12 protein-coding genes are annotated in these 11,241 nt (G+C 63.6%); 3 read left to right on the forward strand and 9 right to left on the reverse strand.

The window, feature by feature from the left end; translation table 11 throughout:
* Nucleotides 1-283: 283 nt before the first annotated feature.
* Nucleotides 284-1,474, reverse strand: coding sequence for an acyltransferase family protein (locus ACTIL2_RS09995; RefSeq protein WP_442337320.1), 1,191 nt, complete (start codon nucleotides 1,472-1,474; stop codon nucleotides 284-286).
* A 76-nt stretch (nucleotides 1,475-1,550) separates the two neighbouring features.
* Nucleotides 1,551-2,162 carry a DUF1269 domain-containing protein gene (locus ACTIL2_RS10000; protein ID WP_442337321.1) on the reverse strand — a complete coding sequence of 204 codons (612 nt, stop codon included), beginning with the start codon at nucleotides 2,160-2,162 and terminating at the stop codon, nucleotides 1,551-1,553.
* 237 nt (nucleotides 2,163-2,399) lie between these two features.
* On the opposite strand from ACTIL2_RS10000, the gene ACTIL2_RS10005 reads away from it, so the two are divergent.
* The gene (locus ACTIL2_RS10005; RefSeq protein WP_442337322.1) at nucleotides 2,400-3,212 is read left to right on the forward strand and encodes a hypothetical protein; all 813 of its coding nucleotides are present in this window, start codon (nucleotides 2,400-2,402) and stop codon (nucleotides 3,210-3,212) included.
* 5 nt (nucleotides 3,213-3,217) lie between these two features.
* Here ACTIL2_RS10005 and ACTIL2_RS10010 read toward each other — a convergent pair whose 3' ends face one another.
* The gene (locus ACTIL2_RS10010; RefSeq protein ID WP_442337323.1) at nucleotides 3,218-5,161 is read right to left on the reverse strand and encodes a BCCT family transporter; all 1,944 of its coding nucleotides are present in this window, start codon (nucleotides 5,159-5,161) and stop codon (nucleotides 3,218-3,220) included.
* Between the two features lie 183 nt (nucleotides 5,162-5,344).
* Nucleotides 5,345-5,971 carry a GNAT family N-acetyltransferase gene (locus tag ACTIL2_RS10015; RefSeq protein ID WP_442337324.1) on the reverse strand — a complete coding sequence of 209 codons (627 nt, stop codon included), beginning with the start codon at nucleotides 5,969-5,971 and terminating at the stop codon, nucleotides 5,345-5,347.
* 76 nt (nucleotides 5,972-6,047) lie between these two features.
* On the opposite strand from ACTIL2_RS10015, the gene ACTIL2_RS10020 reads away from it, so the two are divergent.
* Nucleotides 6,048-6,620: a 1-acyl-sn-glycerol-3-phosphate acyltransferase gene (locus ACTIL2_RS10020; RefSeq protein ID WP_442337325.1), complete on the forward strand. Its 573-nt coding sequence runs from the start codon at nucleotides 6,048-6,050 to the stop codon at nucleotides 6,618-6,620.
* Here ACTIL2_RS10020 and ACTIL2_RS10025 read toward each other — a convergent pair.
* Complete coding sequence (locus ACTIL2_RS10025) at nucleotides 6,617-7,309, reverse strand: NAD(P)H-binding protein (RefSeq protein WP_442337326.1); 693 nt, start codon at nucleotides 7,307-7,309, stop codon at nucleotides 6,617-6,619. The two genes, ACTIL2_RS10020 and ACTIL2_RS10025, sit on opposite strands and share 4 nt — an antisense overlap.
* Before the next feature lie 256 nt (nucleotides 7,310-7,565).
* On the opposite strand from ACTIL2_RS10025, the gene ACTIL2_RS10030 reads away from it, so the two are divergent.
* A complete protein-coding gene (locus tag ACTIL2_RS10030) occupies nucleotides 7,566-8,144 on the forward strand; it encodes a hypothetical protein (protein ID WP_442337327.1) in 579 nt (192 codons plus the stop codon).
* Nucleotides 8,145-8,217: 73 nt separating this feature from the next.
* On the opposite strand, the gene ACTIL2_RS10035 is transcribed toward ACTIL2_RS10030, so the two are convergent.
* From ACTIL2_RS10035 to ACTIL2_RS10050, 4 genes are all read right to left on the reverse strand, one after another.
* Nucleotides 8,218-8,541: a YchJ family protein gene (locus ACTIL2_RS10035; protein WP_442337328.1), complete on the reverse strand. Its 324-nt coding sequence runs from the start codon at nucleotides 8,539-8,541 to the stop codon at nucleotides 8,218-8,220.
* 17 nt (nucleotides 8,542-8,558) lie between these two features.
* On the reverse strand, nucleotides 8,559-10,115 hold the full coding sequence (locus ACTIL2_RS10040; RefSeq protein WP_442337329.1) for an LTA synthase family protein: 1,557 nt from the start codon (nucleotides 10,113-10,115) through the stop codon (nucleotides 8,559-8,561).
* A gap of 456 nt (nucleotides 10,116-10,571) precedes the next feature.
* Nucleotides 10,572-10,970: a GNAT family N-acetyltransferase gene (locus tag ACTIL2_RS10045; protein ID WP_442337330.1), complete on the reverse strand. Its 399-nt coding sequence runs from the start codon at nucleotides 10,968-10,970 to the stop codon at nucleotides 10,572-10,574.
* Nucleotides 10,939-11,202 (reverse strand): hypothetical protein, encoded by a 264-nt coding sequence (locus ACTIL2_RS10050; RefSeq protein WP_442337331.1) that lies wholly within the window; start codon nucleotides 11,200-11,202, stop codon nucleotides 10,939-10,941. The genes ACTIL2_RS10045 and ACTIL2_RS10050 overlap by 32 nt, the downstream gene beginning before the upstream one ends.
* Nucleotides 11,203-11,241: the final 39 nt, after the last annotated feature.

Genomic DNA, 11,241 nt, shown 5'->3' on the forward strand with positions numbered 1-11,241 from the left:
TCGTCGGATCAGGTGGGGTGTCCTGAATATGGCGGATCCGAATCTACGGTGAATCTATTTCACCCGTGTTTCGGGTTGATTGATTCTGCCAACATCAGAATACCTCCATGGGTATTCTCGGTGATCAACATAGGAGAGCCTCTCCTACTTCCCTCCGTACGTTATTCTCCACGAATACCTCTCGCGGAGAATAGCACCCCACCCCCGAAAGCATAAAATATCGAACGATTTACCACTACTCAAATAAAGTTCTTTTGATAGTGGGGAAAATGGCGTTCAAAGATCAAACTTTAGCGGCGTCAGGACCCGCTGTCCCGGTTTTCGCGAATCCAGCCCCGGAATCTCCGATGCCACGACGATGACCTGCATTAACCTCTCGAATGCCGGCACGGCCCGAACCCTTCGGACGCCTCGGCAACGCAGGCGGATAGAGAATCCACCCGACAACCGGCGTCCTCCCGACAACGTAGAAGACCAGACCGGCGACCACGCAGCTGAGCACGCCCATCACGAAACGGGCGTACTCCCCCTCCAGGAATCCCCAACTTTCCGGATCCAGCTCCACCAGCCACGGCGCGAGTTCGTGGCGGACGACGAACATCACTGCCTGGTGCGACACATAGATCGGCAGCGTATTGCGTCCCACTGCCGCGAACACCCGCGCCAGGTACGGCGTGCGCGCGATCCAGGCGGCAACAACAATGCCCAACGGCACCGTGAGCAGCGCTCCTGCGCTGCCCACCATCGCGTTGATGACGTGCGCACGGGAGCTCCACCCCTCCTCGCGGAGGTGCTCCACCACGGGAAGCTTGATCGACCACCAGGCCGTGTACGCCAGAACCGCCGCCAGCAGGACCGGCAACCACGTCCTCCGTGCGGCTGCCGCGTCCGCGAGCCGGAACCACAGGGTCCGTGCGTGGAGCCCCAGGAAGAACGCCGGGGCGTAGGTGATGAGATGGATGATCTCCCTGCCCGACGCAAACTGGTTGAGGTCGAGGACGAGCACGACCACCAATGGGACAACCGACGCCACCACGGCCCACACCGGTGGAAGTTTCCGCAACAGACAGGCGGCGACATTGAACACCATCAACGCGTGCAGGAACCAGATAGCCGGGGATCCCACCAGAATGGACCAGAGCATCGTCGAAAAGTCCAGGTCCCCACGCCAGTTCAACCGGTAGGCGGCCTCGAACGGGGTGAATACCAGATACGGGACCAGCAGGAACCACAGTCGCCTGAACCAGAGGTCCCCGAGAGTACGTTCAATGACCCGGTGCGCGAACATTCCTGACACCAGGAAGAACAGCGGCATCCTGATGGGATCGAGCGCCTCGGAGAATACCGACAGGAAAGAGTCGTCGGGCACTCCGGAGTGGAGAAGGCACACCCCCATGATCGACAGACCCTTGGCCGTGTCCGCCCACAGCATCCGGTCGGCCCCAGCGGCCGACTTTCCCGGTTTTCTTCCCACTAACGTTCTCTTCCTTTAATTTCAGCAAAAGGATCATGTTAGCAGGAAGCCCGGTGATGCCCGTATTGAAGAATGGCTAAGCGAACTTCGCCTTCAACTGCTCAATCCTCTCCTGGCGCTCCTGCTTCCGCTCCTCGCGGTGGCCCTCGCGTTCGCGCTTCCTCTGCTCCTTCAACGCCTCTTCAGCCGCTTCGCTCGCCTTCCGGGACGCCTGTTCGGCGGCCTCCACCTCGGCAAGGACGTCACTGACCGGCCTACGCACAATGTCACCGTTGTAGCGTTCGACGAAATTATCCAGCCCGCCGGTGGTCTCCTCATCAGTCTGCAGGACCAGGGCATTCTTCCCGGTCGGGACGCGGCGCCCGAACTGCTGGAGGGCCGAGGACACATCCTCGGCCTTGTCCGAATCCGTCAGTGCGCCGATCGAGGCACCGAGGCCCCAACCCAACAGCACGCCCAGCGGACCACCGAGCACTCCCACCAGCATGCCGATCAGCGACCCCTTCCCGACGCCGCTCCCCGCCTCCGCGCTGTACCCCTCCGGGATCCGGATGCCACCGTTTTCGTCACGCTCGACGATGCCGGCGGAATCGACGGCGTAGCCGACGGGGTCCGTCTTCAGCGCGGAGAACGCCTGATACGCATCAGAGGTGTCGGGGAAAGTCACAACAGCAATATTCTCGGTCATTTTCGGTCCCTTCTGTGGGTGTTGTCGGGTCTCGTCATCTTCCGCTACACCAGGCTAGACTTTTCTCCGGAGGTGGATGGCGCCGAGATCACCGGATGGGACGAAGAGAGCGGGATCCTGTCTCTGCGGACCCGGCCCGACACGACGGTGCGGATCAGCGTGACCCCTGGGTAAACCAGCGCCGCGCATGCGGATCGGCCGCGTGGGATAGTGCGCGCGGCAATGTACGGTAAGGCCATGCCCCCGGCTCCCCTCTCCCTGTCCGAGGTCCTGCGACACGCCGCAGGCTGGTCCTGGCTGCCGGACGGGGGCACGCAGGAACGCGACGACCTGCTGCTGGTCCATTACCCGCCACGTTTCGGAAGTGGTGTGAAAGCCCACCAGGTCGACTCGCGTGCCCCGGCATCGACTGTCGTGGACCGGGCAGTCTCCTGGGCGCGGGCCCGCAATGAATCAACCGTCCGGTTCACCGTCTCGGACACCGACCATCCGAACATTGAGGATGAGCTCCTGGGCCGGGGTGCCCTGCACTCCGACACGACCACCGTCTTCGCCCGCCCCCTGGCGGGTCCCGCCGTTCCGGTGCCCGCCACCGCCCTGGGCGCCGGGGGATCACCGATGCCACTGACGGCCGAGATCGTCCGCTCCCGCAGACAGATTGAGGACGTCGATGCCGTCGAGGCTGCGGTGTGGGGGCAGGAACCGATCTCCGACGCAGCTGCGGACGAGGAACTCCTCCGGACGTCGGAGAACCTCTCCCATGCCACCGGGGCCCGGGCACTCGCCCGCGTGGGCGGCCATCCGGCGAGCACCGGCGGATGCACGATCGTTGACGGCGTCGTGCGGTTATGGGGCGCCGCCACCCTTCCCCGGTTCCGAGGTATGGGCGCCTACCGTGCCGTGTTGGCGGAGCGCATGCGCCACGGACTGTCCGTGGGAGCACACACGGCAGTCGTCAAAGGCCGGGTGCCGACGTCCGCGGGGACTCTGTCCCGCTGCGGATTCGACGTCTACAGCGAGGAGCGGGAGTACACGCTGACCCTGCACTGAGAGGGCTATCGTCCGCCGTTCTGCCCCTCGTCCCGGTCTGCGTCGTCCTTGACCGCGTCCCCGTCGGTGACGTACTCGCCTGTCTCGTAGTCGTAGTCGACAGGGTTTCCCTCCTCATCGGTGCGCGTGTACCAGTCGGTGACCTCCGCCGAGGTTGAGTTGAAGTCGCCGCCCGTGGCGTAGTCGCTCCGGGGCTCGGTCTCCTCCACCGTGATGGCGAAGTTGTCGCCGTGATCGCGGACACCGTGGACCACTGCATTCGACAGCGCCTGGTCCTGGAACTCCGTGCGGATCGTGAACGGATCACTCCTGAGTTCCCTCACCAGGGCGATCGCCATCAGCACCAGGATCACCGCGAATGGAAGCGCGGTCACCGTGATGAAGTTCTGCAGGCCCTGCAGTGCGTCCTCCCCGCCCGCGACGAGGATGACGATCGCGATACCGGCCATGCACACCGCCCAGAACACGGTGACTCCCTTGCGCGGGTAGGGGTTGCCCCGCTGCGAGAGCTGGGAGTTCACCAGGGACGCCGAGTCCGCGGTGGTGATGAAGAAGACCGCGAGCATCACGATCACCACCGGTGCGACGATGCCCGCTCCCGGCAGGTAGTCGAGGGCGGTGAAGAAGATCTCCTCCGGTGCAGGGAGTGCCGACGGATCATCGCCCGGGGCGATCTCGCCGTGCTGGCGCTGCAGCCAGATGGACGTGCCGCCCATGATGGTGAACGCCAGGACGATGATGGTGGACGGAATGAACAGGACACCGAGGATGAACTGGCGGATCGTGCGGCCACGGGAGATCTTGGCCACGAAGACGCCGACGAACGGCGACCAGGAGACCCACCATGCCCAGTAGAAGGTGGTCCAGCCGGAGAGGAAGGTCTGCATCTCCTCGCCCTCGCCCATGTTGGCCGACAGCATGTCCGGCATCGAGCCGATGTAGTCGACGATCACGGCGGGGATCATGTTCGCCAGGAAGGCCGTGGGGCCGACAATGAAGATGAACGCCGCGAGACCCATGGCGAGGACCATGTTGACGTTGGACAGCCAGCGGATGCCCCGGGCTACACCCGACACCGCGGACATGATCGTACCGATGGTCAGGATGACGATGATGACCAGGGCGAAGGTGTTCCCCGCCGGGGACCAGCCGGAGACGACCTCCACTCCCTTGGCGATCTGCAGGGCACCGATGCCGAGGGACGCGGCCGTGCCGAACAGGGTCGCGATGATCGCCATGCCGTCGATGATCCGGGCAGGCAACGTGTCCGTGGATTTCACCGCGAACAGGGGCATCAGGATCGAGCTCATCAACGGCACCCGGCCACGACGGAAGGAGACGTAGGCAACGGCGAGTCCGACGATCGCGTAGATCGCCCAGGCGTTGATTCCCCAGTGCATCGCCGCCTGCGACATCGCACCCTTGACCGCCTCCTGCGAGGCGGGTTCGTAGGATCCCGGACGCGGCTCGAGGTAGTAGGTCAGCGGCTCGAACGGCCCGAAGAAGATGATGCCGATACCGATGCCGGCGGCGAAGAGCATCGCCGTCCATGAACCCGTGGAGTACTCCGCCTTCTCGCCGTCGAGGCCGAGCGGGATCTTCCCGTACCGGCTGAAGGCGAGGATGAGCAGGAAGAACATCAGTCCCGTGGCCAGGGCCGTGAACACCCAGCCGAGGTTCGCCATGACCCAGTTGAGGGCCTCGGTGGAGACATCGAACACCTGCTCCGGGGACACCACGCCCCAGATGACGAACGAGATGATCAGGAAGCCGACCACGCTGACGATGCGCCAGTCGATGCTGTACCGGATCTTCTGGTCCTCGACGGACACCCCTGGCACGAGCGCGGGGTGAATACTGTGCGGGTAGGTCACTTCACGGATGAAGCTCTTGGCTGCCTCGCGGCGGGTGGGTTTCACCGGTTTGTCCTGGTCGTCGTCCGACGCCATGGGCCGTTCTCCGTTCCGTGCACTCCGGCACTGTAGACACGTTCGCTATTGCATTCTCGTCACGACAGCAATGTTCCCTAGGCTAGGGTGAATCCGGTTCCTGCGCAGCAGAAGCGCAGCGATCCTCAGTCGTCGTTCAGCCCGGTAAGGGGTCGGTACGGCCGGTTGGACCCTCTGGTTCCGTTACGACTCCCGCCCGCGGTCCTCAGTGTCGCGGTTCTCCATGTCGATCGAGACATACTGCGGACGCGGATCCGACCGGAGCCTCCCGTATGTGTGAACGTCTATCCGCACGCCGTCCACAAGGAACTTCCCCCGTTCTGTTCCCTCCCTGATGAACCCAGCAGTCTGTGCCACCGCACCTGATGCAGGGTTGTTGACCCGGTGTCCGAGCTCCAGCCGTTCCAGGCCCAACTCGTCCAGTGCCCAGTCGGCCACCGTCGCTGCGGCGCGGGACGCCCAACCGCGTCCACGCTCAGAATCCGCCATCCAGTACCAGAACCAACCCGTACGGTTGGTCTCGTCCAGATCCACGCACACAAGTCCAATAAGCCTGTCCGCGCGCGTGACAGCCCATGGCCTGTGCACTCCGTCCGGATCCAGAAGTGCGGAAACGTAACGTTCCGCCTCAATTCTGCTGGAGACATCCCCCTGCCTTCCCATGTCCCGGTTCGAGGTGAAGGCAGCGAGAACGTCATCGGTATCGCCAAGGCGCAGTCTCCTCAATTGGACCTGGTGCGACCTCCCCGAACCATCACTGACCACTGCGTTGACTCCCATTCCGCGAACCGTGGGCCCTCTGACCGTCATGCTACCGCCGTCACTGCGAACACGGCTGGTTTTTGGATCGAAGGTAACGGAATGAGACTCGCTGTATTCTAGGACGATGATCCGACGCCTCGTCGCCCGTGTCTTCTGGTTCTTCAGCCCGTGGACGCTGGACTCCTCCCCCGCCCCCTCGTCCCCCACTGTCCTCCTGGGCGCACCGCACACCTCCAACTGGGACTTCATCCTCATGCTCGCCATCGCCTGGCGACAGGGCATCGACGTCCACTGGTTGGGGAAGGACGATCTGTTCACGGGATGGAGGGGACCCGTGATGCGCATGCTCGGAGGAATTTCCGTCGACCGGGAGAATCCGGCCGGAATGGTCGATGACCTCGTCGGCCGGCTCCACTCCGGCCGGACCTTCGGTCTGGTCGTCGCCCCGGACGGTACCCGCAGCAGCCACAGTCATTGGAAATCCGGGTTCTACAGGATCGCACGGTCAACAGGGCTCCCCGTCACCCTGGGCTACGTCGACCGAACCACGATGACCACCGGCCTCGGACCGACAATGTCACTGACCGGGGATGTCGCCGCCGACATGGACAGGATCCGTGAATTCTACGCGGACAAGGCCGGGTTCTTCCCGGAGAAGCGCGTGGAACCCCGGCTCCACGACGAATCCCCCGATTAGCGGACGGCGTCCTCCAGCGGAGTGTCGCCGTCGTAGAAGTTCACCGTCGACCGGTGCGCCACGTCCCGCGCGAGGGCGTGGGCGATCACCGCAGCAATGTTGTCACGCGATGTGTCGTTCTTCCCCGGCTCACGGGCCGGCTCGAGCCCGTCCACCCTGCCGTCTGCATCGGCGATGGTGAGTTTCTTCGAGGCTGACTCCATGGTGAGTGTCCCGGGCCCGAGGATGGTGAAGTCCAGCCCGCTGTCGCGCAGGTGGGCGTCCGCCCCGTGCTTGGCCATCACATAGGGGTAGAAGGAGTCGTTCGGGGCCACACGGCCCGGGTCGAGGTTCACGGTGGCGTAGGAGACCATGAAGAACCGGGGCACGCCGACCTGCACGGCAGCGTCCACGGCACGCACCGCGGACTCGTAGTCCACAGCCTTCGTCCGTTCCGGATCCCCACCCCCCGCGCCAGCGGAGAAAATGACCGCAGCTGCACCGTCGAACTGACCGGCGAGTTCCTCAGTGGACGCCTTCTCGATGTCCAGCAGAACGGCACTCGCCCCGGTTTCCTCGACATCGTCCGACTGCGCGGGGTTACGGATCACGGAATCGACGGTGAACCCCTCAGCGACCAGCCGCGGGGCAGTGAGCAATGCGGTCTTTCCGTGACCTCCCAGGATGACTACCCGGCCTTCAGACGACATGTGAACTCCTCAATTCATGCTTCGGGGGCAAAAGGTATCTCCCCCATGGTATCTGCCGGACGGACACAGCCTCGCCAAGGGCAGTGGGCTGCCCCTTCCCCCGGACAGTGGACACTCCGGGTGGACCCAGGGGAATTGAGCCCACACTCCTGGGGTAGGGCAGACTTGATCCATGCGCCCAACTCCCGATCCGGAAGATTCAGCCGAACCGCCCCACCCCTGGCTGGGAATCCCGCTCCAGGATTACGAACGGCACATGGCCGACAGCAGCGTCGGGCAGCTGCCGCAACTCCGGGAAATCACCGGCCGCCAGCTCGCATCACATCCCCACCGTTCACTCGGCGTACTCGGCATCGCCGGGGGCAACGGGCTCGACCTCATCTCTCCGCAGGACGTTGATGCCGTCTACGGCTACGACATCAACCCGGTGTACCTGGCCACCTGCGAGGCGAGGTTCCGGCACGTTCTGGGTGGACGCCTGCGCCTCATCGAGGCCGGCATCGACCGCACGGTCGTACTCGAGCCCGTTGACCTGCTCATTGCCAACCTGATAGTTGAATACGTGGGCCTGGACGAATTCGTCGCGTTCATTGCGGCGAACGCTGACCGGATCGGGGCGCTGTCCTGTGTCGTCCAACGGAACGACAGGACGGCGTTCGTGAGCAGGACACAATGGACCGGCTCCTTCGACGCTCTCGGCCCCGTCTCATCGGACATCGACGCCGACGCGTTGACGATCACCCTGCGTGCGACAGGCTTCAGCGAGGTTCTGTGTGACCAGTACCCACTGCCCAACGGCAAGACACTGGTGCGCCGCGACTACGAGAAACTGTAGCTTTGCTCCCTCACACCATCCGCCCTGCCCGGAGTAGCCACCCACATCCCCACGATGCTGTGCCTCTGCCGTGTCAGCGCACCTCCCCGTCAACGTAGAACCAGCGGCCGTCCTCCCGGACGAAACGGGACCGTTCGTGCTGGACGCCGACTCCACCGTCCTCCCGGACGTACGTTGCCCGGAACTCCACGACACCGGTGGCATCGTCCGGTCCCCCGTCGACGGTGTCAACGATCTGCAGGCCCCGCCAGCGCGGGTTGCCCACGAAGTCGAGGTCGGTCGGACGCGTCGAGGAATGCCAGGTCCGCAGAAGCCACCCGGCGTCCTCCCCCTTGAACGCCCGGAACCGCGAGCGCATCAATTCTTCGGCGGTGGCCGGTTCCTGCGGGTTGCTCATACGGCTGGACAGGCTGGCTAGCCGTTATCCAGGTCCTCGCCGTCCCAGGCCTCATGGTAGAAGTCGGGGGAGCGTGACTCCAGCAGTTCCTTGTAGGCGTCCGGCTCCATGTTCTGCGCGGAACTCTTGGGAATCTGCGGTGAGTACGCGGAGACGCCCAGGCCCGCCTGCCGGTCCTCAAGCTCGAGGCCCGCAGCCTCCAGGATGGTCGGCATCATGTTCAGCTGGTCGACGTCCCTACGCATCGTCGAGGTCCTCTTGTCGTCGCCGGGGACCCAGAAACGGTTGAAGATGCTCCGGTTCGGGTTGTCGTCGAGCTGCTCATGGAAGGCGTTGCTCGCACCCATGTGCTTCAGGTGGTCACCCATGATGACAACCGAGGTGTCCTCGAGGTACCCCTGCTTCTCCATGTGGTCCACGAAGCCAGCCACCTGGGTCATGGAGCAGGCGTACATGGACGTGACCTCTTCCTCCGTGTCCACGTTGCAGTAGTCGTAGATGTGGACGGGCTCGTGCGTGTCGACCGTCAGCATGGACAGGTTGAACGGCTGACCGGTTTCGGTGGACTCGGCGTGCAGGGAGTCGACCTGTTCCTTCGCGTTCTCCATGAGGCGCTTGTCGCTCAGGCCCCAGTCGTCGCGGAACTGATCGTCCGGCTCGCCCTTCGCACGCCAGTCGTCGAGGTCGTACTGCTCGTCGTAGCCGTGGGTCGTGAGGTACTGGTCCTTGGCGGCGAAGGACCCGGCGGCCCCGCCCATGAACACGTTCCGGTAACCCTGGTCCTTGAGGACGTCACCGACGCAGTTCAGTCCACCGAGGTAGTTGCCGACGTCCGAGCCGAGCGAGTTGAGGCCGGACTGCCCGCTCAGAAGGCCGTTACCCTTCAGCGGGACACCGCACTGGGTGCCGGAGATGCCGGCCATGGTCCATCCGCCGCCCTCGTTCTGCTGGAGACCGTCGACGCTGTTCCAGCCGGCCTCCTCGGGGGTGACGTCCTTGAGCGGCTCGAAGGGGTCCTTCTCGAACAGTTCCGGGTCGGAGAGCGTTTCCTCGCCGGACTCCAGGTAGATCATCACCACGTTGCGCTTGTCCTGGTCGGAGGTGACGACCGGATCCTTGTAGTACTGGTCAATCGTGTAGGCGGAGTTGGCGGCCCGGATGTAGTCGGTGACGTGCACCGAGGTACCGAAGGCTGTCGTGCCGGCCACGGCGATAGCGGCGACCATCACGGCGGAGACCGTGCGCGTGAGCCAGCGCCGCTCGTGCGGAAGGGATATTTCACCGGCGCTGGCAAGACGCTTCTGCTTGCGCTTGCGGCGGTACTGCCAGAACGCGATCCCGGCGGTGAGGACCACCGGAAGTACACCGAAGGCGAGGATGCCTATCAGGACGAGGGCACCGCCCCCGCCGTCGGTCTGCGCGGCGACGAGGTTCATCATCATCTGGTCGACAGTGATCGAGCCCCAGAAGATATGGATGCCGATGCCGACGATAAGCAGCGTAATTCCTGCCCAGATCAGCAGGTACAGCAGGACGTGCCCCACAATGGAGCCGACCCGCTTAACCGTGGTCATGCTGTGACCAGACAAAAGAAAACCTCATCTTTCCCACGTCGCGCGCATCACGCGCAGGACGCGCTACCCTGCGGCCCGATACAGAGCCACTAGTACCTTTACCCGTTCATAATACGGAATTCAAGCCTCGTTCACCCTGTGTCCGCAGGAGTGATGCGATCTACAGTGACTTGTACGCACCGTGACAGATCTCTTCCAGACCCTCGGCGCGCACCGCCCTCCCGCGCATTCTGGGGTCTGTAACAACCGCGATCGCCCCGGATATTCCTCGATCCTAGGCAGAGTGGGGCGCCTACAAGTTCTCCTTTCATTTCTGTGGCCGGTCCGCCACCACAGTTGAGCGATGAGCTCTGGCCACAGGTACCTCAGCGCACCGGTTTGTTCGTTTCAACTGAAGTTGATGCCTGTAAAGCGGTGCGATCAGGGACAGTCGGCACTATGACCGGAGCACTACAGTCAAATGAAGTCACAGAGTTGACCGAAGCGAGCATCTCGCCACCACGTCAACAACCCGCAGGATGCCAGGGAAACAGTCAGGGAACTCCACCGCGTCATCGACCACCGTGGACCGTTCTCTCCGTTACCGCCGCTGCCACCGCGGCGGACCATCGAATACACCACCGACCATCCCACAGTACGCGTCGTTCCCGCGACAGCGAACCCCAGTCGCTCGTAGAACCGGACATTAGCCTCGGACGATGTCTCCAGGGCAACGTTCGCGCCACCGGCAGCCGACACGACCCCGAGACCTGCACTAATCAACGCGCTGCCGAGACCTATGCCCCGGTGGTCCGGATGCACCCCAACAGTCTCCAACGTCCAGTCATTGGAACTCTTCCGATGGCGCGGCCACATCAGGAGACAACAGTGCAATTACGCCGTCGACCGGTCCCGCGACAAGTACAACACCTTCATTCAGTGCGTAGCTGAGGTAGAGGCCCTGCAGTCCTCTCAGCCGTTCGGCATAGCCGTCCTCAGGAACCGACCATCGAGTCCAGAGGTAGTTATCGAATGCTCGGGACAGCATCGTCGAGGCGGCGTCTATGTCACCCGACGTCGCGCGTAGAACCGTGGCGCTGGTGCTCACTCTTGCCCCCTGGCGCTACACGTTGAACTTGAACTCCAC

Source organism: Corynebacterium sp. (assembly GCF_052107835.1).
Lineage (GTDB): Bacteria > Actinomycetota > Actinomycetes > Mycobacteriales > Mycobacteriaceae > Corynebacterium.

Bases quoted from the DNA above. Each gene is read 5' to 3' on its own strand.
- ACTIL2_RS10045 (WP_442337330.1), bottom strand. From the start codon at position 10,970: ATGTGGCCGCGCCATCGGAAGAGTTCCAATGACTGGACGTTGGAGACT.
- ACTIL2_RS10030 (WP_442337327.1), top strand. From the start codon at position 7,566: ATGGCCGACAGCAGCGTCGGGCAGCTGCCGCAACTCCGGGAAATCACC.
- ACTIL2_RS10000 (WP_442337321.1), bottom strand. From the start codon at position 2,162: ATGACCGAGAATATTGCTGTTGTGACTTTCCCCGACACCTCTGATGCG.
- ACTIL2_RS10040 (WP_442337329.1), bottom strand. From the start codon at position 10,115: ATGACCACGGTTAAGCGGGTCGGCTCCATTGTGGGGCACGTCCTGCTG.
- ACTIL2_RS10010 (WP_442337323.1), bottom strand. From the start codon at position 5,161: ATGGCGTCGGACGACGACCAGGACAAACCGGTGAAACCCACCCGCCGC.
- ACTIL2_RS10025 (WP_442337326.1), bottom strand. From the start codon at position 7,309: ATGTCGTCTGAAGGCCGGGTAGTCATCCTGGGAGGTCACGGAAAGACC.
- ACTIL2_RS10015 (WP_442337324.1), bottom strand. From the start codon at position 5,971: ATGACGGTCAGAGGGCCCACGGTTCGCGGAATGGGAGTCAACGCAGTG.
- ACTIL2_RS10020 (WP_442337325.1), top strand. From the start codon at position 6,048: ATGATCCGACGCCTCGTCGCCCGTGTCTTCTGGTTCTTCAGCCCGTGG.
- ACTIL2_RS10035 (WP_442337328.1), bottom strand. From the start codon at position 8,541: ATGAGCAACCCGCAGGAACCGGCCACCGCCGAAGAATTGATGCGCTCG.
- ACTIL2_RS10005 (WP_442337322.1), top strand. From the start codon at position 2,400: ATGCCCCCGGCTCCCCTCTCCCTGTCCGAGGTCCTGCGACACGCCGCA.